Source organism: Paenibacillus xanthanilyticus (genome assembly GCF_042682185.1).
Classification (GTDB): domain Bacteria; phylum Bacillota; class Bacilli; order Paenibacillales; family Paenibacillaceae; genus Paenibacillus_Z; species Paenibacillus_Z xanthanilyticus.
The window spans coordinates 237,594-257,597 of the sequence record NZ_JBHUHA010000002.1 but is presented as its reverse complement, the minus strand read 5'-3'; the positions used below and the strand labels follow the sequence as shown (position 1 = coordinate 257,597).

At 56.8% G+C, this 20,004-nt stretch carries 22 protein-coding genes and 1 pseudogene; 15 read left to right on the top strand and 8 right to left on the bottom strand.

The window, feature by feature from the left end; translation table 11 throughout:
* Nucleotides 1-3 precede the first annotated feature (3 nt).
* The 5 genes from ACFSKT_RS18215 (at nucleotide 4) to ACFSKT_RS18195 (ending at nucleotide 3,568) form a co-directional block, all read left to right on the top strand.
* Complete coding sequence (locus tag ACFSKT_RS18215; RefSeq protein WP_377719571.1) at nucleotides 4-480, top strand: DUF2569 family protein; 477 nt, start codon at nucleotides 4-6, stop codon at nucleotides 478-480.
* A 16-nt stretch (nucleotides 481-496) separates the two neighbouring features.
* The gene (locus ACFSKT_RS18210) at nucleotides 497-973 is read left to right on the top strand and encodes a GNAT family N-acetyltransferase (RefSeq protein WP_377719572.1); all 477 of its coding nucleotides are present in this window, start codon (nucleotides 497-499) and stop codon (nucleotides 971-973) included.
* A gap of 226 nt (nucleotides 974-1,199) precedes the next feature.
* Entirely contained in the window at nucleotides 1,200-2,024 is an 825-nt protein-coding gene (locus ACFSKT_RS18205; protein ID WP_377719573.1) for a metallophosphoesterase, read from the top strand.
* Between the two features lie 36 nt (nucleotides 2,025-2,060).
* A complete protein-coding gene (locus tag ACFSKT_RS18200) occupies nucleotides 2,061-2,525 on the top strand; it encodes an SRPBCC family protein (protein ID WP_377719574.1) in 465 nt (154 codons plus the stop codon).
* A 146-nt stretch (nucleotides 2,526-2,671) separates the two neighbouring features.
* Nucleotides 2,672-3,568 (top strand): AraC family transcriptional regulator, encoded by an 897-nt coding sequence (locus ACFSKT_RS18195; RefSeq protein WP_377719575.1) that lies wholly within the window; start codon nucleotides 2,672-2,674, stop codon nucleotides 3,566-3,568.
* A gap of 106 nt (nucleotides 3,569-3,674) precedes the next feature.
* Here the strand turns inward: ACFSKT_RS18195 and ACFSKT_RS18190 are convergent, their stop codons facing one another.
* Both ACFSKT_RS18190 and ACFSKT_RS18185 read right to left on the bottom strand, forming a co-directional pair.
* Nucleotides 3,675-4,502: an aldo/keto reductase gene (locus ACFSKT_RS18190; RefSeq protein WP_377719576.1), complete on the bottom strand. Its 828-nt coding sequence runs from the start codon at nucleotides 4,500-4,502 to the stop codon at nucleotides 3,675-3,677.
* A gap of 33 nt (nucleotides 4,503-4,535) precedes the next feature.
* The gene (locus tag ACFSKT_RS18185) at nucleotides 4,536-5,702 is read right to left on the bottom strand and encodes an iron-containing alcohol dehydrogenase (RefSeq protein WP_377719577.1); all 1,167 of its coding nucleotides are present in this window, start codon (nucleotides 5,700-5,702) and stop codon (nucleotides 4,536-4,538) included.
* Between the two features lie 191 nt (nucleotides 5,703-5,893).
* Between ACFSKT_RS18185 and ACFSKT_RS18180 the strand changes: the two genes are divergently transcribed.
* The 7 genes from ACFSKT_RS18180 (at nucleotide 5,894) to ACFSKT_RS18150 (ending at nucleotide 15,773) form a co-directional block, all read left to right on the top strand.
* Nucleotides 5,894-6,823: an ArsR/SmtB family transcription factor gene (locus ACFSKT_RS18180; protein ID WP_377719578.1), complete on the top strand. Its 930-nt coding sequence runs from the start codon at nucleotides 5,894-5,896 to the stop codon at nucleotides 6,821-6,823.
* Nucleotides 6,824-6,947: 124 nt separating this feature from the next.
* On the top strand, nucleotides 6,948-7,451 hold the full coding sequence (locus ACFSKT_RS18175) for a GNAT family N-acetyltransferase (protein ID WP_377719579.1): 504 nt from the start codon (nucleotides 6,948-6,950) through the stop codon (nucleotides 7,449-7,451).
* A 402-nt stretch (nucleotides 7,452-7,853) separates the two neighbouring features.
* Nucleotides 7,854-9,809: a 1,4-alpha-glucan branching protein GlgB gene (glgB, locus tag ACFSKT_RS18170; protein ID WP_377719580.1), complete on the top strand. Its 1,956-nt coding sequence runs from the start codon at nucleotides 7,854-7,856 to the stop codon at nucleotides 9,807-9,809.
* 117 nt (nucleotides 9,810-9,926) lie between these two features.
* Nucleotides 9,927-11,093 (top strand): glucose-1-phosphate adenylyltransferase, encoded by a 1,167-nt coding sequence (locus tag ACFSKT_RS18165; RefSeq protein ID WP_377719581.1) that lies wholly within the window; start codon nucleotides 9,927-9,929, stop codon nucleotides 11,091-11,093.
* A complete protein-coding gene (glgD, locus tag ACFSKT_RS18160; protein WP_377719582.1) occupies nucleotides 11,090-12,202 on the top strand; it encodes a glucose-1-phosphate adenylyltransferase subunit GlgD in 1,113 nt (370 codons plus the stop codon). Before ACFSKT_RS18165 ends, glgD begins: the two co-directional genes overlap by 4 nt.
* Before the next feature lie 42 nt (nucleotides 12,203-12,244).
* Nucleotides 12,245-13,705: a glycogen synthase GlgA gene (gene glgA / locus ACFSKT_RS18155; protein ID WP_377719583.1), complete on the top strand. Its 1,461-nt coding sequence runs from the start codon at nucleotides 12,245-12,247 to the stop codon at nucleotides 13,703-13,705.
* Nucleotides 13,706-14,027: 322 nt separating this feature from the next.
* Nucleotides 14,028-15,773 (top strand): PucR family transcriptional regulator, encoded by a 1,746-nt coding sequence (locus ACFSKT_RS18150; protein ID WP_377719584.1) that lies wholly within the window; start codon nucleotides 14,028-14,030, stop codon nucleotides 15,771-15,773.
* Nucleotides 15,774-15,851: 78 nt separating this feature from the next.
* On the opposite strand, the gene ACFSKT_RS18145 is transcribed toward ACFSKT_RS18150, so the two are convergent.
* The 6 genes and pseudogenes from ACFSKT_RS18145 to ACFSKT_RS18120 form a co-directional block, all read right to left on the bottom strand.
* Nucleotides 15,852-15,980, bottom strand: coding sequence for a hypothetical protein (locus tag ACFSKT_RS18145; RefSeq protein WP_377719585.1), 129 nt, complete (start codon nucleotides 15,978-15,980; stop codon nucleotides 15,852-15,854).
* A 121-nt stretch (nucleotides 15,981-16,101) separates the two neighbouring features.
* Entirely contained in the window at nucleotides 16,102-16,563 is a 462-nt protein-coding gene (locus ACFSKT_RS18140; RefSeq protein WP_377719586.1) for a spore germination protein GerPE, read from the bottom strand.
* A 71-nt stretch (nucleotides 16,564-16,634) separates the two neighbouring features.
* A pseudogene (locus ACFSKT_RS18135) lies at nucleotides 16,635-16,808 on the bottom strand (spore gernimation protein GerPD); the annotation flags it as partial.
* Complete coding sequence (gerPC, locus tag ACFSKT_RS18130; RefSeq protein ID WP_377719587.1) at nucleotides 16,805-17,614, bottom strand: spore germination protein GerPC; 810 nt, start codon at nucleotides 17,612-17,614, stop codon at nucleotides 16,805-16,807. The pseudogene ACFSKT_RS18135 and the gene gerPC, both read right to left, overlap by 4 nt.
* A 26-nt stretch (nucleotides 17,615-17,640) precedes the next feature.
* Nucleotides 17,641-17,850 carry a spore germination protein GerPB gene (locus tag ACFSKT_RS18125; protein ID WP_148931316.1) on the bottom strand — a complete coding sequence of 70 codons (210 nt, stop codon included), beginning with the start codon at nucleotides 17,848-17,850 and terminating at the stop codon, nucleotides 17,641-17,643.
* The gene (locus tag ACFSKT_RS18120; protein ID WP_148931315.1) at nucleotides 17,847-18,086 is read right to left on the bottom strand and encodes a spore germination protein; all 240 of its coding nucleotides are present in this window, start codon (nucleotides 18,084-18,086) and stop codon (nucleotides 17,847-17,849) included. The genes ACFSKT_RS18125 and ACFSKT_RS18120 overlap by 4 nt, the downstream gene beginning before the upstream one ends.
* A 162-nt stretch (nucleotides 18,087-18,248) precedes the next feature.
* Between ACFSKT_RS18120 and ACFSKT_RS18115 the strand changes: the two genes are divergently transcribed.
* From ACFSKT_RS18115 to ACFSKT_RS18105, 3 genes are all read left to right on the top strand, one after another.
* A complete protein-coding gene (locus ACFSKT_RS18115) occupies nucleotides 18,249-18,677 on the top strand; it encodes a hypothetical protein (protein ID WP_377719588.1) in 429 nt (142 codons plus the stop codon).
* Nucleotides 18,678-18,793: 116 nt separating this feature from the next.
* A complete protein-coding gene (locus ACFSKT_RS18110) occupies nucleotides 18,794-18,991 on the top strand; it encodes a hypothetical protein (protein WP_377719589.1) in 198 nt (65 codons plus the stop codon).
* Between the two features lie 398 nt (nucleotides 18,992-19,389).
* Nucleotides 19,390-19,986, top strand: a complete 597-nt coding sequence (locus tag ACFSKT_RS18105; protein WP_377502023.1) for a hypothetical protein — start codon at nucleotides 19,390-19,392, stop codon at nucleotides 19,984-19,986.
* Nucleotides 19,987-20,004: the final 18 nt, after the last annotated feature.

Genomic DNA, 20,004 nt, shown 5'->3' with positions numbered 1-20,004 from the left:
GCGATGTCTCGGTTCGGGTGGGAGCGGCCTGCTCGCTTGTCCGGCTGGCTCATTCCCGTGCAAGTTTTGCTATGGTGGATGCTGATCGGAACGATGCTGTACGTAGGCGGGACGATTGCGAGGCTAATGCCGGGAGGGGCTTACGCGGGTAATATGGAGTCAGGCGCCGCCAATGCGACATGGCGCTTCATGGTGCAGTTCGATCTGGCCGCGAATGTGCTGCTGATCGTCTTTATCGCCGTTCTGCTTGTGCGGCTCTATCAGCGCAAACGATCGTTCCGAACCTGGGCGATCGCGCTGCTGCTCGTTATTTTCGCGCTATCCCTCACTGTCCTGGGGATCGCTTATTATGCGGATGCCCTGCAAGGCGCAGCTGCTGCGCAGTTGTGGTTCAAGGCGCTGCAGAACGGCATTCTCGCATTGGTCGGCATTCTATATCTGGCGCGGTCCAAGCGCGTCAGACGCACATTCGTTTTTTAGCAAAAGGAGAATCCCTATGTTTACGCCAATACCTGGCATGAACCTGAGCTGTCATATCGTTGATGCAAGGCATCCGCATTTAACCGAATTGATCGGGAAGCTGGATGCGGATCTGTTGTCCCGCTACGAAGCTTCGGCTATTCACGGTCTCGACTTGTCCGATCCGCATATCGACCGGATGCTGTTCGCGGTCATCTATGCGGGTGATCAGCCGGCAGGCTGCGGTGCACTACGTCCGATTGACGCGGAGACCTCCGAGTTGAAGCGATTTTTCGTCGATGCGCCGTTCCGCAGGAAGGGCGTCGCCGGCACGCTGCTGCGGTTCCTCGAAGAGGCTGCGTCGGAGCGCGGCTGCCGTTCGGTCCGACTGCAGACGGGCGTCAAGCAGCCGGAGGCGATCGCGCTGTATGCGAAGCACGGGTATTTGCGCATCAATAACTTTGGTCCCTACGCCGACGATCCGCTCAGCGTCTGCATGGAGAAGAGCATGTAGCGGTACGCACTAGACGACAGCCCGCCGAGATCGCGCTGCTTTAAGCAGGCCGCTGCCGGCGGGCTGTTGGTTTATTTTTTTTGCCAACTGCCGGAAGAGGAGAACTAAGCCGGGGACTTCATCGTCTAAAGGAGTAATAATCTATACAAAGATGAACGGGAACGCCGGATGGGGAAACGGAGAGAGAGACATGGCTGGACACCGTAAAATAACGCGAAGGCAATTTATGAAATGGATCGCGGGGATCGGTCTTTTCGGCGCGGTTGGCACGCCATTATATAGCTTTGGCTTCGAACGCGGCTGGCTTGAAGTTACGAACGTGTCTCTGCGGCTGGGCGAGGGCGATGACGCCAGTCCGCTGCAAGGACTGCGGCTCGTTCATATTAGCGATATCCATTACGGGTTCTATTGGGGGCGTGAGCAATTCGTCGGGCTGGTGGAGCGGATTAACCGGCTCAAGCCCGATTTGATTTGCTTCACCGGAGATTTGGTCGACAGCGTGCCGGATGATCTGATGAGCTGCTTATCCATTGTCCAATCGCTTGAAGCCCCGTATGGCAAGTTCGCGATACTAGGCAACCACGATTCGCGTCACGAGGTAACTCAAGTGGTGGACTTCTGGGCAGAGAGCGGGTTTAAGCTTCTGATTAACGAGCATGTTGCCGTCGAGCGCGAAGGCCGGCGATTCATTGTGGCGGGGACGGACGACTACTTGAACGGCAGCCTGGATCTGCCGTTGACGCTTCGGGGCACGAGCGAAGTCGACGATACGGTTATTATGCTTATTCATGAGCCGGATATCGCGGATGTATGCGCCCTATCTTACCCGCAAGTCAAGCTGCAGCTGTCCGGTCATAGTCATGGCGGACAGGTGAGGCTCCCGCTCTTGAGCGCGCTTGCGACGCCGCCGGCGGGGAAGAAGTACGTGTCCGGCTTGTATTGGCTCGGCGATCGCAAGATGCCGCTGTATACGACGCGAGGGATCGGCACGACCGGCTTGCCGATCCGGCTCTTCTGCCGGCCGGAGTTGACCGTCATAGACTTCGTATGATGGATAGCGCATGGACCTGCCAAAGGAGGTGAATCCGTGCCTGTCATTCACATGCAGCTGCAAATTCGCGCGCCGCTTGAGATTTGTTTCGACGCCGCCCGTAGCATCGATTTGCATATGGTTTCCGCTTCGCACACGCGCGAGCGCGCGATAGCGGGCAGGACGTCCGGCTTGATCGAGCTCGGCGAATCGGTCACATGGGAAGCGGTCCATTTTGGCGTCAAACAGCGGCTGACCGCAGTCATTACCGAGTTTGAGCGGCCATACCGGTTCGTGGACGAGATGGAGGCCGGCGCATTTAAGCGATTCTGGCATGAGCACCGGTTCACGCCGGTTGAAGGCGGGACGTTAATGGAGGACACGTTCGACTATGACTCTCCGCTCGGCGCGCTTGGCAGGCTGGCGGATCGGCTATTCTTGAAGCGATATATGTACGACTTCCTGCTGAAGCGCAATCGCTGCATTCAAGAGACGGCCGAGCGGTGGGCGATAGAAGTGTAGAGCGAGTGCGTAGGGATGGCCGCTGCGTTAATTTCCTAGCTTTCAACCGAAAAATAGGGTTTCGCGTCGGCTGGTTGTTTGTTAAAATAAACGGGCGCTGAGCGCATACGTACCTGAGATACACATGATTACTGGAGGTCAACCGCTTGTCGTCCGAACCGCTGCTTACGTTTTTATCACCGCCGCTTCCTTATTTTATCGAATCGAACCGAAGTCGGGTCGCACCTGGCTGGGAGCATCCGAACCGCTGTAATCTGGGTGTATTCGATCTATTGTTCGTACATAGCGGCACGCTGCATGTAGGGGAAGAAGACCGCGTATGGACGCTTAAACCGGGACAAATGCTCATCCTTCGTCCGGACCGGTGGCATTACTCGACCGGACCGTGCCTGGAAGAAACGGTATTCGACTGGGTTCACTTTCAAACGGCGGGCCAATGGGAAGAAGTCCAGGAGGGAGAGACCGGCGCGCTGCGGGGGGACTACTACTCGTACGCGATCCGATTGCCGAAATCGATGACGCTTGCGTATCCGGACGAAGCGGTTTCATTGTTCAGCAAGCTCCACGAAGCGGCCAAGGGAACCAGCCACGCCGCGTTCTGGCAGAGGCAGCAGTGGTTTCTTCACCTGCTTCAGCTCTTCGACGAAGGGTGGCGCAGCGACGCCGCTAGAGCGCCGATCGCGGTGGCCGAAGAGGCGGCAGCCTATTTGAAGCTGAATTACCGCGATGCCGTGACGAATCGCAGACTCGGCGACGTGCTCGGGCTTCACCCGAATTATATCGCCCGCTGCATGAACGAGGTATTCGCCTGTACTCCGCAGCAGTACTTGGTTGCATACCGGCTGGACCAGGCGAAGCTGCTGCTGCTCAAGACCAACTGGCCGATCGCCAAAATCGCCGAAGAGACCGGCTTTAAACAAACGCCGCATTTCTCGCGATCGTTCGCCGACCACGTGGGCGTTACGCCGCTGTCTTACCGGAAGAAGTATACCGGCAGCTCGCTGCCCAAAGAAATGCTTCGCCTGCGGGCGGATGCCGATTAAAGGCCGCGCTTGCGCGGGCAACGAAATAGGCTGCTCCGCACCATTCGGCAGAATGGTGAGGGAGCAGCCTATTCGTCGTGCCGGCATGATCGTCATGCAAGGCGGATTAGAAGTTGAAGTTATCCGGATCCGGACCGAATCGCTTCGACTGATTCAGCGCCGTAATGCGGTCCATGTCTTCTTGCGCGAGCACGAAGTCGAATATATCGGCGTTCGATTGAATGCGCGCCGGCGTCGTCGATTTCGGAATCGTGACGACTTCGTTCTGGAGATCCCAACGGAGCACGACTTGCGCCGGCGTCTTGCCGTAACGCTCGCCGATCTCGGCTAAGACGGGCACGTCCAGGTTGCCCTGCATGAGCGGACTCCATGCTTCGAGCTGAATGTTGTTCGCGCGGCAATAATCGCGCAGTTCAAGCTGGGCCAATAGCGGGTGGTATTCGACCTGGTTCACCATCGGCACGATCGTCGCGCCGTCTTTCAAGTCTTCTAGATGATGCGTCTGGAAGTTGCACACGCCGATCGCGCGGACGAGACCGTCCGCGTAGAGCTTCTCTAGCGCGCGCCACGTCTCTTTGTATTTGCCTTTCACCGGCCAGTGGATCAAGTACAGGTCGATGTAGTCGAGACCAAGCAGTTTGCGGCTTTGTTCGAAGGCGGCCAGCGTCGACTCATAACCTTGGTCGGCGTTCCATACTTTCGTCGTGATGAACAGCTCTTCGCGGGCGACGCCGGATTCGCGGATGGCTTGCCCGACGCCTTCTTCGTTGCGGTAAGCGGCGGCCGTATCGATGCTGCGGTAGCCGGCATCGATGGCGTTCTTGACGGAGTCGACGACGCTTGCGCCATCGCTGATTTGCCAGACGCCGAACCCGAGCCACGGCATGCGAACGCCATTGTGGAGCGTGGCGCTGTCTTTAATCGAAGTTACCATTGCTTACGTCCTCCCTTATCGGATAGTAGGCTATTACAGGCTAAGTTCGTAAATGGCTTTGACGTCTTCTTTGTTTAAACGCTTGAACGAGCCAATCGGTCCGAAGCGAACGGCTTCTTCGGCCATGCGGTCCAGGTTGTCGCGTCCGATGTTGTAGTGGGACAGCGTCGCCGGGGCGCCGATCTTGGTGAAGAACGCGCGCGTGGCTTCGATGCCGGCGAGCGCCAGCTCGTCCTCGGATTTGCCGGCCGGATCGATGCCCCAGACGCGAACGGCATACTGCGCGAAGCGGTCAGGACGCGCATCGTATACGTATTTCATCCAGTTCGGGAACACGATCGACAATCCGGCGCCGTGCGGAATGTCGTAGATTGCGCTAATCTCGTGCTCGATGCCGTGGGATGCCCAGTCGTTCGTCATGCCCAAGCTGATCAAGCCGCCGTTCAGCGCGAGCGTGCCGCACCACATGATATTGGCGCGCGCCGCGTAATTCTCAGGCTGCTCCAGCGCGATTTCCGCATTCTCAATAACGGTCTGGAGGATGGACTCGCATAACCGCTCTTGAAGCGGGGTGTCCGTCGTCAGACTGAAGTATTGCTCGAATACGTGGGACATGATGTCCACGATGCCGTTCACGGTTTGATCGCGCGGCACGGTATATGTAAGAGTCGGATCGAGAATCGAGAAGCGCGGATACACATGAGGGCTGCCGAAGCCGCGTTTCAGCTGGGTTTCCCAGTTCGTGATGACGGAGCTGCCATTCATCTCCGAGCCGGTGGCTGCGAGCGTCAGCACCGTGCCGAGCGGCAGCGCGTCCTGCACGACCGCCTTGCGGTCGAGGAAGTCCCACACGTCGCCGTCATACTTCGCGCCTGCGGCGATGGCTTTGGAAGCGTCGATGACACTGCCGCCGCCTACGGCGAGAATAAATTCAACGCCATGTGTTCTGCACAACTCGATACCTTTGTTGACGGTCGTCAAACGAGGGTTCGGCTCGATGCCGGACAATTCGACGACGGACGCGCCTGCGGCGTTCAACTGCTCCAGCACGCGATCATAGAGCCCGCTTTTTTTGATGCTGCCACCACCGTATACAAGCAGAACCGATTTGCCGTACTGGCCGATTTGCTCGCCAAGTTTGCTCAAGGAGCCTTCTCCGAAGAAGATAGCTGTCGGATTATGGAACGAGAATGGATTCATGCGGACAACCTCCTATTTAATTATTCCAAAAGTTAATGAAAGCAAGATTATGATGCGGTACGTCCATCATTTTAGTCATAACCACGAGGAGAGTCAAGTGAGACGGCCGTCTATTCTATAGTCTATTGATTTGATTAACTTGCAGGTTATATAATTGGACTATCTCAGGTGAACGGAAGGTAGACGGCGCAATGAACATCGAAGTTAGTACGGCCAACATGAAATTCCTGGAATGTTTCTCGTCGGAGACGCGGGTGCGGATCATCGAACTGCTGCGGGAGCAGTCCCGCAATATTAAAAGCTTGTCGGAGGCGCTCGGCATCCAGCCGCCCATCGTGACCCGGCATGTCCAGATGCTGGAGGAAGCGGGAATCATCCGCAGCGAGCTGGTCCCGGCAACCCGCGGCATGCAGAAGCTGTGCATCCTCCAGCTGGGCGAGGCGACGCTTCAGTTCAACCGTCCCGAGGAAACGCAAATGCCGGAGTGTCATCGGACGGTCGTGCCGGTCGGGCAATACGCCGACTATCAGGTATCGCCGCCATGCGGGCTCGTATCGGGCGTCAAGCGTATCGGCATGTGCGACGATCCCCGCTACTTTGGAGACCCGGAGCGGATGGATGCCCGCATGGTTTGGTTTGCCAAAGGATACGTGGAGTACAGGATTCCCAATTATCTCGTTCGGGGCGAACGCCCGCGCATGCTGGAAATCACGGTCGAGATTTGCTCGGATGCGCCATGTTCGACGTCGGAGACGCCCTCGGATATCACATTTATGGTGAACGGCCGAGAACTCGGAACCTGGACCTGTCCCGGGGAGTTCGCGAGTCCCCACGGTAAATTTACGCCGCACTGGTGGACGAAGACGCAATATGGGCGGCTGAAGACCGTGCGGGTGGACGGGGGCGGCACGTTCATCGACGGCGTGCGGACGTCCGGGATGACGATCGATGGTCTCGATATTCATCCCGGTGCTGAGCTGAGACTGCGGATCGCAAGCTTGGATACGGCCCGGCACAGCGGCGGGGTATCCCTCTTTGGAAGCGGTTTTGGCAATTACGATCAGGACATTGAAGTGAATTTATGGTACGACCATCATATCGCCCCAGAGACCGGCTCCTAAGCCGGTCTTTTTGTGCATATATTATCAAAGCTGCAGAGAGGAAATATAAGGATTGTGAGCGAATGTTTTATTCAAGCAACGTTGCGATGCTTTTACTGAATGGAGGATGGCCATGAGGGATTCGTTGACAAGATCGAAACGCATGCTGCTAAGGCGAACGCATCCGCAAGACATAAGCGCGATTCTCGAAATGGAACGTCATCCCGATAATGAACGGTATGTTCATCGATGGGAGCAGGAAGAGCACATGGCGGCGGCAATGAGCGAGCATCATCTGCATATTGTCATCGAGAATTTGGCGGGGAGACCGATCGGGTACATCATCGCGGCAGGCCTACATCCGGAATCGGACGAGATGCAGCTAATCCGGCTGGTCGTAGTCGAGAAAGGCAAAGGGTATGGCAAAGAAGCGCTGAAGCTGATCATGGGACTCGTCTTTCGCGAACTCAATAAAAAGCGGCTGCGGATGGATTTGAAGGCGAGCAACGAACGCGCGCGTAATTTGTGCGAAAGCGTTGGCTTCTACGCGGAACCCGTTCGACATCGGAACGAGGAAGATGGCACAGAAGAGACGCTGCTCGCGATGGCGATCGGAGAGGCGGAGTACTTCGGGAGACACGCTCGATAATGTCAAAATCGCACATCGAAGTGACATAAGACGAAAGGTTAATTTGCAATCGCGAAACATCCTATTTTTCATAGAATCGGGTTTCAATCATGGCGGAGACGGGTAATGGACGTTACGGGTTGCCATTATGTCAAGAACGATGGCAGACTCGCGACAATCCCCCGACTTGAAGGGGATTTTTTGCTGCGGAAGCGGAATTCCAAAGGCATGAAAAAAGGAAGTCCGCACGTATATTGGGGAGTGTGGCAGCTCTTGCAAGCAGCGATTGTTTAACAATCTAAATTTTCAGAAAATAGAGTGCCAACATCGATGCTCCCGTGTATAATGTAATAAACCGCGCAAATGACGTCAATATATTTTACATACTCATAACAAAGATCTTCCGCCGAGGGGGCTCGCTACATGGTTCATACCGCACCGATCGGTTTGTCCGCGCGCGATTTGTATTTATTCAATCAAGGCGAATTGTTTCACAGCTACCGCACGATGGGGGCGCATCCCGTCCGGCTGGGCGGAGAGTCCGGCGTCCGCTTCGCGGTCTGGGCACCGGGGGCTCGCTCCGTACACGTCGTCGGCTCGTTCAATGACTGGAACGGAGCGGGGCATGCGATGGAGAGGGTCGGCGAGACGGGGGTGTGGAGTCTCTTCGTGCCCGGTATTGAGCCTGGGGCGCTATATAAGTACGACATCCAGACGCCGTCCGGGGGACGCGTGCTGAAGGCCGACCCCTATGCGTTCCAATCGGAGCGGAGGCCAGATACCGCTTCCGTCGTGGCGGATTTGACGGGTTTCCGTTGGACGGACGACAAATGGCGTCGACGACAGCGGGAAGCCAGTCCTTATCATGAGCCGATGCTTATTTATGAAGTGCATCTTGGTTCATGGCGGATCAAAGGCAAAGAGGATTTTCTGACTTATGAGGAGATGGCCGACGAACTGATCGATTACGTGGTCGGAATGGGATACACGCACGTCGAGCTGCTTCCGTTGACCGAGCATCCGCTTGACCAGTCTTGGGGTTATCAAGTAACGGGGTATTATTCGGCGACGAGCCGCTATGGGACGCCGGAACAGCTGATGCTGTTCGTCAATCGGTGCCACGAGCGGGGGATTGGCGTTATTCTCGATTGGGTGCCCGGCCATTTTTGCAAGGACGAACATGGGCTGCGGCTGTTCGACGGCACGCCGATCTACGAAGGCGCGAATCCGAAGCGGGCGGAGAAGCCGCTGTGGGGGACGCTGGCATTTGATTTCGGCCGTACGGAAGTGCAGAGTTTTCTCATTTCGAACGCCATCTTCTGGTTGGATGTCTATCATATCGACGGTCTTCGCGTCGATGCGGTCGCCAGCATGATCGACCTGCACTTCGACAAACCGCCCGAGCTGCTGACGTTCAATGAACATGGCGGTACGGAGAATACCGACGCGATCCGGTTTTTGAAGCGGCTCAATGAGACGGTCTTTCACTATTTCCCGGACGCGCTCATGATCGCGGAGGACTCCTCGGCTTATCCGGCGGTCACGGCCCCCACGCATGCGGGCGGCCTCGGCTTTAATTTCAAGTGGAATATGGGTTGGATGAATGACATGCTCCGATATATGGCGCTCGATCCGATGGATCGGAGCCGTCACCACCATTTGATCACCTTCTCGCTGATGTACGCTTTCTCCGAAAATTTCGTCCTTCCCCTGTCCCACGACGAAGTCGTGCACGGGAAGCGTTCGCTGCTTAACAAAATGTCCGGAAGCTATGAACAGAAATTCGCGCAGCTGCGATTGTTCTACGGGTATTGGATGACGCATCCAGGCAAGAAGCTGCTGTTCATGGGCGGCGAGTGGGGGCAATACGACGAGTGGAAAGATGCGGAGTCCCTGGACTGGATGCTGCTCGATTATGAAGCGCACCGTCGAATGAATGAGTATGTTCAATCGCTCAACGCGGCCTATGCCAATCTGGGGTCGTTGTGGGAGCGGGATTGCGATCCCGCCGGGTTCGAATGGGTGGACGTCCACAACGCGGCGCAGAGCATGATCGTCTTCCTCCGCAGAGGGCAGTCGCCCGATCAGTTCTGCGTAGTCGTCTGCAATTTCTCGCCTAGTCATTATCGCGATTATCGGATTGGCGTCCCGGAGATGGGGCGATACGGACTTGCGCTAAGCAGCGACGGCGAGGAGTTCGGCGGCGCTTCGTCCGATTGGAGACGCGCCGCGGAGGCGGAAGAGACGCCTTGGCACGGTCGGCCGTGCAGCATTGCGATCGACGTGCCGCCGCTATCATTCCAGTTGTTCCGCTATGAAGGGTTGGTGCCCGTCCGTAAGAAAGGACGTTCCAATAAGAGAGTGCTTCTATCCAATTAATCAGCGGCGCGGGCATAACCGGCAGCATGAGGACGGGGGCTTGCTTACACTGCGGCAGCCTGCGGTCAACAGATGGCGGAATAACGTACCGAATGTCGCAAGCGGGGAGAGTTGACCATGGGCCGTAAAGAAATGATCGCGATGCTGCTCGCCGGCGGAGAAGGCAAAAGACTCGGCGTGCTCACGAAAGACCTGGCGAAGCCAGCCGTTCCTTTCGGAGGGAAATACCGCATTATTGATTTTACGCTTAGCAACTGCATGCATTCAGGCATCGATACGGTCGGAGTTCTGACGCAGTACCAGCCGCTTGTCCTGAATACCCATCTGGGGATCGGCAGTCCGTGGGGAATGGACCGCAGAGACGGCGGCATGGCGGTGCTTCCGCCTTACGTCAAGCAGAAGGGCGGCATGTGGTACAAAGGGACGGCCAATGCCATTTATCAGAACATGGGCTTCATCGACCGGTTCGATCCGGAGTACGTCCTCGTTATTTCGGGCGACCATATTTATAAAATGGATTACGATCTCATGCTGCGCGAACATAAGCGGACCGGCGCCGACGTCACGATCGCGGGCATCGAGGTGGGGTGGAAGGAGGCCAGCCGTTTCGGGGTCATGCACGTTTCGGGCGACGGAAGAATCACCTCGTTCGAGGAGAAGCCGAAGGTGCCGACCAGCAACCTGGCCTCGATGGGCATATATATTTTCTCCTGGACGGTGCTGCAGCAATACTTGATCCGCGACGAAGCGAATCGGCTGTCCGGCAACGATTTCGGCAAAGATATCATCCCGGCCATGCTGCAAGACAACATGCATGTGCACTCTTATCTATTCCAAGGCTACTGGAAAGACGTCGGCACCATCGAAAGCCTGTGGGAGGCGAACATGGATTTGCTGGCGGAGAAGCCGGCGCTGGACTTGAACGACCGCCAGTGGAGAATCTATTCCGTCAGTCCGAATCGTCCGGGGCACGTGACGGGGCCGGAGGCGGAGATCAGCAGTTCCTTGGTGACCGAAGGGTGCGTCGTGGAAGGGCGCGTCGAACGTTCGGTGTTGTTCCATGGGGTGCAATGCGGGGTGAACACCCAGATCCACGATTCGGTCATCATGCCGAATGTCCGGATCGGCCGCGGTGTGCGGATCTACAGGGCGATTGTCGGCGAGGGGGCCATTATCGCCGACGGTGTCGCGATCGGCAGTCCGGATAATCAGACGATTACCGTGATCGGCAGCGACGAATACGTAACCGCAAGTCATTCCCTGCAGGAGGTGGAGCAGCCATGAACCGCAATTTGCTCGGCGTCATTAATCTCATTCACGAATCGGACGAACTGGAATCGCTCACCGCATCGAGATGCCCGGCATCCGTGCCGTTCGGCTCCCGTTACCGGCTCGTCGATTTCGCCCTCTCCAGCATGGTGAACTCCGGTATTTCCAAGGTGGCGGTCTTCGCCCACACCAAGTTCCGGTCGCTCATGGATCATCTGGGTTCGGGACGGCATTGGGATCTGCATCATCGCCAAAGCAGTCTGTTCGTGCTTCCGCCGCTCACGGATGACGGCAACGAAGTGCGCCGCGGGGATTTATTCCACTTCTATCAAAATCGCGACTATTTCAATCGCAGCGATCAGGATTACGTCGTCATTACGCGCAGCCACATGGTATGCAACGTTGACTTCGATTCCGTACTGGAGCAGCATATCGAGACCGGCGCGGACATTACCGTCGTCTGCAAAAGGCAAAACGATCTGCTCGGCGGGACGGCGCGCAAGGTCAGGTTGGACGACGCGGGACGCATTACGGGCATTCAAGATCATTACGGCCGACTCGACAGCGACGTGGTGTCGATGGAGATGTATATCATGCGGAAAGACCTGCTCCTGGAACTCGTCGATTCGTCGCTCGCGCAAGGGAAGGATCATCTCGTTCGGCAAGCCATCATGGGTCGTCTGGATGAGCTGAATGTAAGAAGCTATCTATATAGGGGTTACTTGGGCGTGGTGAACACGGTCGAAAGTTATTATCGGAACAGCTTGGAGCTGCTTCGTCCGGACGTGTGGCGCAGTCTCTTTTTTGAGCCGGGGCCGATCTTCACCAAAGTGAAGGATGAACCGCCGGCCCGCTATTGCAGCGGCGCCAAGACGAGCAACTCGCTGATCGCCAACGGCAGCATCATCGAAGGCACGGTCGTGAACAGCATTATTTTCCGCGGCGTACATGTGGCGAAGGGGGCCGTTGTCCGCAATAGCATCGTCATGCAAAACGGCGTGATTGGCGAGAATTGCGTACTCGACCGGGTCATTCTGGATAAAGACGTGAGAATTGAACCGTTTCGCGAGCTGCGCGGAGCGGAGACGGTTCCGTTTCTCGCGGGTAAGCGGAAAGTGATTTGAACGCGCGCGGGTGAATTCGCATTATTGTAGGGGGTAAGCGCAATGAAACTGTTATTCGTCGCATCTGAGGCTGTGCCGCTGGCGAAGACGGGAGGGCTCGCGGACGTCGCGGGCTCTTTGCCCAAAGCATTGAAGGAACGCGGCGTTGACGCGGGGGTCATCATGCCCAAGTACGGCTCGATACCGGATAGCGCTGCGGCGCAGATGATTCCCTTGGCGACGTTTACGGTATGGGTTGGCTGGAGGCAGCAGTACTGCGGCTTGCTGAAGGCGGACATTGAAGGCGTCACGTACTATTTTATCGACAATGAATACTATTTTAAGCGCGGCGGGTTATACGGCTACGACGACGATCCTGAGCGGTTCGTATTCTTCTCGATAGCCGTGATCGAAGCGCTGCGATTCCTGGAGACGCCGCCGGATATCCTGCACTGCCATGACTGGCAGTCTGCGCTGGTGCCGTATCTGCTGCGAACCAAGTACGGACATGTCGCGGAATGGGCTTCGATTGGGACCGTGTTCACCATCCACAATTTGAAGTACCAAGGCGTGCTCGGCACACAGCAGCTGATGGACTTGGTCGGCATGGGCGACGAGATCTTCGGTTATCGTGGGCTGGAGTATTACGGCGCGGCGAACATGATGAAAGGCGCGCTCGAATATGCGGACAAGCTGACGACGGTGAGTCCAACGTATGCGGAAGAAATCCAAACCGCTCAATATGGCGAAGGGTTGGACGGGCTGCTCCGTCATCGCGCCGCCGATCTGGCGGGAATCGTCAATGGCATCGACACGGTATCGTTCGATCCAATGAACGACCCGGCCCTCGTGACGCCTTTCCGGAATTCGCTGGCGAAGAAGCGGCGCAACAAGCTGGCGCTGCAGCGAGAATTGGGGCTGCCGGAGTCGGAGAGCACGCCGCTCATTGGCATCGTCTCGCGTTTAGTCGATCAGAAGGGCTTTGATTTGGTCGCCGCCGTGCTTGGCGAATTGCTCAACGAAGAGGTTCAACTTGTCGTGCTTGGTTCGGGCGATCCGCATTACGAAGGGATTTTCCGCCACGCGACGGAGAGTCGGCCGGACAAAATCAAAGTGTGGTTCGGCTTCAACGATTCCCTGGCTCGCCGGATCTACGCGGGCAGCGATATGTACCTCATGCCGTCTTTGTTCGAGCCGTGCGGACTTAGCCAACTGCTGGCCTTGCGGTATCGTTCCGTGCCGATCGTGCGGGAGACGGGCGGCTTGCGCGATACGGTGAGGTCCTACGAAGAAGGAACGGGCGAAGGGAACGGATTTAGCTTCGCGTGGTATAACGCCCACGACATGCTGTACACGATCCGAAGGGCGCTTGGGCTGTACCGGGATGAGAAGACATGGGAGAAAATCGTCTCGAACGGCGTTAAAGAAGATTACAGCTGGTCGAAATCGGCTAAAGCTTACATGGCTCTTTACCAGGAGTTGGTGAGCCGGCGGAAAGCCGCAGAATTATCGGGCGTTAATTAAAGTGCGGTTTTCGGTCATTCAGTCTGCTTGTCTAATAGGGTCTCGAGCTATCATTTGCGTTCATGCAAGGGCTGCCGAAAGGCGGCTTTTTTTGCGTTTTTCTTTAATAGATCAAGGGATTCGCGATCCATCAAAGTGGAAATCCATGCTAACCTGAACACGTGGGATATTATAGCTCCTTCGCGTGCATGAAAATCCGCCGAAACTTTATGCGCCCGAACTAAAGACAATCGATTCGGAATGCGTTACAATGAAAAAAGATTTTATACGTTAGATATGTGTTATGAAAACTGACAAAAGGTATGAAAAGAGGGATCGGTTCATGGCGGAGACGAAACGGATGGCGCCTTTGTCGGAAGACGGGGAGCATGCGCCGATGGATCTGGATGCGAGATCCGGGTCGGAGGGTCCCTTATCATATGCGAACGTAAAGCCGAGAAGAGACGGAGTGGTCTTCACCGTAGCGGGATTCATCGAATCGGGCCCGATTCGCGACTGTGCGCTGATTGCCGGCGCGAAGGGGCTTGACGGGGCGGTCAACCGGATCAATGCGATCGAATTGCCCGAGGATATCAGCTGGGTGAGGCCGGGAGAGCTTGTGATGACGACGGGGCGATTGCTGCGCGATCATCCCCAGCGCTGCGTGGAGACGGTGGAGGCGCTCGCCGAACGAGGCGCTTCGGCCCTTGGCATCCGGTTCAGCGCGGAGACGGATCCGCTGCCGCAGGAAGCGGTCGAGTTGGCCGAGAGATTCGGGCTGCCGCTTATCGTGCTCCCGAAGGAAGCGGAATTCACGGCGATCAAGCGGGAACTGCTCGGCAGCGTAATCGAGCAAGAGTCCGCGCAGCTCGCGGCGATTGAGGAGCGCGTGCAGTCGGTTAGCCGAATGCTGTCGGGGGGCAGCGGCATCATCGCGTTCATGGATCATTTGGAGGCGCTGCTCGGCAATCCGCTCGCCATTGTCAGGAAGGGGAAAGAATCGATATATTCTCGCCGGCTGCGCGAAGGCTCGGAGTCTTCCGGCGGCTTGGTTGCCGGAGATTGGCTGTTCGAGGAGGCGGTGTTAACCTCGAAAGGTCGCGGCTATCGTTACCCGGTAGAATGGTGCCTGCGCGATGAATCGGTTGCGGCGAACGAACCGGCCGGCCAGCTTTATGTGTCGGATATCTCCTCCAATATGCCCGCATCCGCCTACTTGATCCTGATTGCCTCGGAGCGGACGATCACGTCCGTCGATGCGTTGACGATGGACCGGCTGCATGCTTTGGCCGGTCTTGAATTATCCAACTCCGAGGCGCTTCGCGAGGCCAAGAACAAATATACGGAGAACTTCCTGCTCGACTGGTTGAGCGGACGTCTGGCAAGCAGGACGGACATTCGTCTGCGCGCGGAAGCGGTAGGGAACAGCATCTCGGTCGACCGTCCGTTCACCGCGGCGCTGCTCGGCCTGCAGGAAGCCGACGAGCAGACGCTCAAAGCGGCGGCCGATCGGATTGCATCCTCATACTTCCCCGAACATGGTCCGATCTTTGCGGGCGTCTATGAGCGCGAGCTTGTGCTTGTCATGCCCGGCGAGCGCAAGGCCGACGCGAAGCTGATGGCAGAGCTGCAGGCGATCTGCGGCCAGCGGGAGCTCTTTATGTATGTCGGCAAGCAAGGAAGCGCGGAGAAGCTGTACGCGAGCTTAACGGCCGCGAAGCGGGCCAAACAAGTGGCGGCTATCTGCCGATTGGACAGCAAGCTTGTGTGTTACGAAGATCTTGGCATCTACAGCTTGCTCTATCTTGTCCCTCGCGGGGATGAATGGGATGCCGTGCTGGAACGGTACATCGAACCCATTCTGGCTGCCGATCGCAAAGGCGGGAGCTTAATGGAAACGCTCGAGGCTTACTTTCGCAGCAACGGCAACGTGCGCTTGACATCGGAGATGCTGGAGACGCATTACAATACGGTCGTGTATCGGTTGGAGAAGGCGCGCCAGCTGCTCGGCGCGGATCTGGATAACGCGGAGGTCCGGCTGCAGCTTCAGCTGGCAATCAAGATGTATCGGATGGGCGCGCAAGGATAACGAATCGCATACCCGCATAGACAGAAGCGCTGCCGTCTCCGGCAGCGCTTTTGTCATAACCGTATGGTCTGCTAGGTGTTAGTACAGCCCGCCACGCAGAACGATGACCAGCAAAATGTAGAGAACGAGGATGAGGGTAGCGCCCGCCCATACATAACCGCCAACTGGACCGCAACCTGTGTTAACGCCTGCTACAGGGTATCCCACTGTACATACCTCCTATGTCGTTTGTTGTTGTGATGTTTTCCTGATCACATTGTTACTATATGTGCGGGGATCGAAATGGTCTGGACGAATGTACGGGGTGCGCGGATTTTTATGCGATCACCTAGGGTGAGTCGCGCCGCGGTCCGCTGGGCGGCAGGCTTGGCGGACATTCGCCGTCGATTGGCGGGAGCGGGAGCGCGGCGCTGTACTGGCGGATATGCTTCACGCGCGTCTCCGAAGTCGAGGACATGCCGTTGCCGACGAAGATCATTCCGCACGAGCTGACGGCAATGATGCCGACGCTGTTCACGCATATTCTCGGTTGCACGTTCGTGACGGACATGGTTACGGGCGCAGTTTCGTCCGCGGGCTCGATGATCGCCGGCAGCGGGCGTGAGAAGATCGAGTAAGACTCGAAGAACATTTCGCGGCGCCGACTGTGCCGCTGCTGCCGTTGCACGGCTATCGCCTGCACTTTGGCGTTGACCTCGCCGCGATCGCCGAATTGCACGATGGACGCACTGCTCGCGCTGATGATGTTGATCTTGCCGAGGTGGGAGACGCGAACCGGATAATCGTTCATCGATTCACCGTAATCGCTTCGTTCGTCGTCAGCGATACGGAGGATTCCCCTTCGGCTTCGTCCGCGTCCTCGGGCGGTCCTAGCGGCGCAATGGGCCCGACGACGAGGGATTCCGGCGGCGTATCGAACATCGAATAGAGGGTGTACTGCTCCGTGTCTCCGATCTGGAAGACCGAAGAACTGGCCACAGCGGTCATCTCGACGCTGCCCACGAAGAGCGAGTGATTGATAACGTTCAGATTCACAACGGATCTCCCCCTTGGTTGGCTCCTCCGCGCAGTTGATCCATATAAGCGCGAAGCGCGGCGTCAATATCCCTGGTGGTTTTGGCCAGCACGAGAGCGGCCTGCTGCTGCGAGAACTGTGACTGCTCGGCGTTGCCGGAAGACGGCGGATGGTCTTCTCCCGATTCGCCTCCGGCCGCGCGAGCCGTTTGTTGAATATAATATTGGACTCTGGTGGACATCTGCTTGCGAATATCCTCGATGATGAGCCTGCGATGGTACGGATCAAGCGGAATGCCGTACTCGCTCTCCAGCTGCGCCAGCCTCTGCGGCGCGGTCTGATTCAAGTAGATATCGACTTGCTGCCGAATTTCGGGATATGGCGGCTGAGGGGCAGTTGCGCCGGGGCCGCTCGTGGCGCCCATCGATGGGAATTGATTCGGGCCGCTCGTCGCCGGGTCTGCGGATGGCGCCGGCGTTTTGCCGGGCGCGGCAATCCCGCCGGGCATGACAAGTTGGCCGATTTCCTTGATGTATTCTTCGTTCGGCGGCGTCATGCCGATGTTCAGCGTGCCGTCGAGCTTCTCGACCTTCAGCTGATCGAAGGCATATTCCATCTTCTCGATATGGTAGACCGGCCGGCTCTCCGCCGCTATCAGACGGACGCGCAGCTCGTCAATCTGGCGCTGCAGTTCGGTCATGAGCTGCTGCTGCTCTTGAAGCTTGCATTGCGTTTCGTATAACTGCCGTTGTTGAAGCTGCACGCGTTCGGATAGTCCCATGCACAGCTGCCATGGCGTCAGCGCGGGACCGCTTGGGGTTTGCATTGGGGCCACCTCCGGTCTTCATAGGCTTAGGCGGGATTCGGCAGCGGGACGAAGGACAACGGATTCTCTTGTCCTTGTCCGAGCTGGGGAGCGGGGCCCGTGAAGCCGCCGCTGTTGTACAGCTGGGATAACGAGCGGATCGAGCCGGACGTGCCGATTTGCAGGACCGACGAATTCGTCAGGCTGTCCACGCGTAATTGGTGAATCGTGATATGCTGATGCACGGTCATGCTCATACGACGTTCACTCCGCTGCCGACCTCGCTGGAGGAATTGTCGATCAGATCCGGGTCCAGCGTGCTCGTCGCGCTCACGGCGTTGTTGGAATTGCTCAGGCTGCCCGTCAGGAACGAACCGGAACCGGCATACGTTTTGGAGTTGCTGCTTGGCGACATTTGGACCGAGTCGCCGAACTGAACGATCGAGCTGCCCCCGAGACTGACGATATTGACGAAACCGACAACTGCTGGCATGCAGGGTCACTCCTTTATAGTGTGCGATCATGGATATTACATCGTATGCGGGCGTTCGCCCAGACGTTCCTCCCTTTCCCGGTTGCTGCGGCGGCTTAGACTCCCAGTGACCGGTTCTGGGCGGGGTGCATAGAATATAGCCAGCAGAGGAGGTGGGCGCAGGTGGCGTCGCAATGGGAAGAGCTGGAGAAGTGGATGAAGGGGCAGCAGCTCCCTTCGGGCTTCGATTTGTTCAAGGACCCCTCTTGGGTGGAGAACTATGTGCGCGGCATGGTGTCTAAGGCGCTGCCTGCCGTCGGGTCCGCGTTAGGGACGGGCGTGGCGGATGTCTCGGAGACCAAGCGTTACGTGACGGTTGTGTATCCGGTGGACGGAGGGGCCGATCTATCTCGTCTGCGTGTACTGGTCAGAGAGGATAAAATGAGGATCGACGGTCTGCCCGGGGGCAAAAGCGAAACGGTAAAGCTTCCGCATTTGGTGCTGCCGGACCGCGCCACGGCGATACTGGAAGGCAATGCGCTCACCGTTAAAATGCTGAAACGCGCCGGGCGCAAAAAAGTGGCGGACGTGGGCATCGTCAAACGCGGCTGAGATCCGATAACGGCGCCGCGAAGACGTGAGTAAGCGAAAAGTTGCGGCTGGCGGGATTGTGGCGAATCCCGTATAATGCAAGAAGATGTCCTAAAATGAAGAGGGAGTGTTTGGCTTTGACGGTCGATGTCAGCAATGTATCCGCCAGCTTGTTCGTGACGGGGGCGCTGTTTATTCTGCTTATCTTTTCGCTGCTAAGCCTCGGGGTGCTTCAGATGTTCCAGCAGCGTTTCCGCAATGGCGCGTTCAGCTTCGCCGGCGCGCTGGTGAGCGGCGTCGCGTTCGGGATCGTTCTGAACCAGTGGTTTTTGTAGCGTACATACATGTGTTTTGCGGGCCGCCCGGTTCGTCGCTTGCGACGGACTCGGGCGGTTTTTTTGTAACTGCACCAATTGTAAGCGCTGCGCTTATCAATCATCGTGTGTTTCGCTAGCGCTGATTGCCGGTGTCCCATCCTTCGGATTTTGATCGCAAACAATCAAGTTATTCAGAGTGAGAAGCGTGTAGCAGACAATGCGGGCATCGGCCGGTTCGCTTTATTTACCGCAGAGCGCGGCGAACTCAATTTCGCGGATGGGCATTTTATTCAAATCGCTGAGAACGGTTTAAAAATAGTCAATAATCCAAGTTGCCAGAACATAAGATGGAGTATAAGATATTGATAAGAGAGAATATTCAGAAAACTTAGACATCTGAAGAGGGAGGGGTTGCCGTGAATAAGAGCTACGAGGTGGAGTACTGCAATTTGGAACTGCGATTCGACCGCCGGCAAATCCAGAATCTAATTCGTGATTTAATTCAGGAAGGGTACTCGCTGTATTGGAGCGAGACGGATGTCTACTTTCTTATTTCGGTCCGCAGCGGACGCAAGCTCGTGAAACTTCGGTTTCAACGGGTTCGCAGCCGCTATAAAATAGTGGGCGATTATGTGATCAAAGACGAGAAATTGTCCGAACTCATCGAGAAGCTCATCAACGATTCCAGGGGCCACGCCGTCGTCAAGCGTTTTAAAGACCGGCAGATCGTCATTGAGAGCATCATGTTTGGCGAAATTATTCGACTTGTGGAGGTGTCCGGCATGGAACACAGAATCATTTATCAGAAAAAACCGTACGTGACCGTTGAGGAAGTGATTCAGGCGTTTCAATCGAAGCGGGCAGAGGAACGCGCGGCGGTGCTGCGGCTTGAGCTCGATTACGAGCTATCCGTCCTTCACGAGGCGATAACCGAGGGACATGAGGAAATCGTCGCCGCATCCAAAGAACGTCTGAGCACGCTGCGAATCGAGATGATCCAGCTTGAGTTGTAGTCCGGTTATGCGCATGCG

Coding starts and splice junctions, on each gene's coding strand:
- ACFSKT_RS18215 (WP_377719571.1), top strand. CDS start 4: ATGTCTCGGTTCGGGTGGGAGCGGCCTGCTCGCTTGTCCGGCTGGCTC.
- ACFSKT_RS18210 (WP_377719572.1), top strand. CDS start 497: ATGTTTACGCCAATACCTGGCATGAACCTGAGCTGTCATATCGTTGAT.
- ACFSKT_RS18205 (WP_377719573.1), top strand. CDS start 1,200: ATGAAATGGATCGCGGGGATCGGTCTTTTCGGCGCGGTTGGCACGCCA.
- ACFSKT_RS18190 (WP_377719576.1), bottom strand. CDS start 4,502: ATGGTAACTTCGATTAAAGACAGCGCCACGCTCCACAATGGCGTTCGC.
- ACFSKT_RS18185 (WP_377719577.1), bottom strand. CDS start 5,702: ATGAATCCATTCTCGTTCCATAATCCGACAGCTATCTTCTTCGGAGAA.
- ACFSKT_RS18180 (WP_377719578.1), top strand. CDS start 5,894: ATGAACATCGAAGTTAGTACGGCCAACATGAAATTCCTGGAATGTTTC.
- glgB (WP_377719580.1), top strand. CDS start 7,854: ATGGTTCATACCGCACCGATCGGTTTGTCCGCGCGCGATTTGTATTTA.
- ACFSKT_RS18165 (WP_377719581.1), top strand. CDS start 9,927: ATGGGCCGTAAAGAAATGATCGCGATGCTGCTCGCCGGCGGAGAAGGC.
- glgD (WP_377719582.1), top strand. CDS start 11,090: ATGAACCGCAATTTGCTCGGCGTCATTAATCTCATTCACGAATCGGAC.
- glgA (WP_377719583.1), top strand. CDS start 12,245: ATGAAACTGTTATTCGTCGCATCTGAGGCTGTGCCGCTGGCGAAGACG.
- ACFSKT_RS18150 (WP_377719584.1), top strand. CDS start 14,028: ATGGCGGAGACGAAACGGATGGCGCCTTTGTCGGAAGACGGGGAGCAT.
- ACFSKT_RS18140 (WP_377719586.1), bottom strand. CDS start 16,563: ATGAACGATTATCCGGTTCGCGTCTCCCACCTCGGCAAGATCAACATC.
- gerPC (WP_377719587.1), bottom strand. CDS start 17,614: ATGCAAACCCCAAGCGGTCCCGCGCTGACGCCATGGCAGCTGTGCATG.
- ACFSKT_RS18125 (WP_148931316.1), bottom strand. CDS start 17,850: ATGAGCATGACCGTGCATCAGCATATCACGATTCACCAATTACGCGTG.
- ACFSKT_RS18120 (WP_148931315.1), bottom strand. CDS start 18,086: ATGCCAGCAGTTGTCGGTTTCGTCAATATCGTCAGTCTCGGGGGCAGC.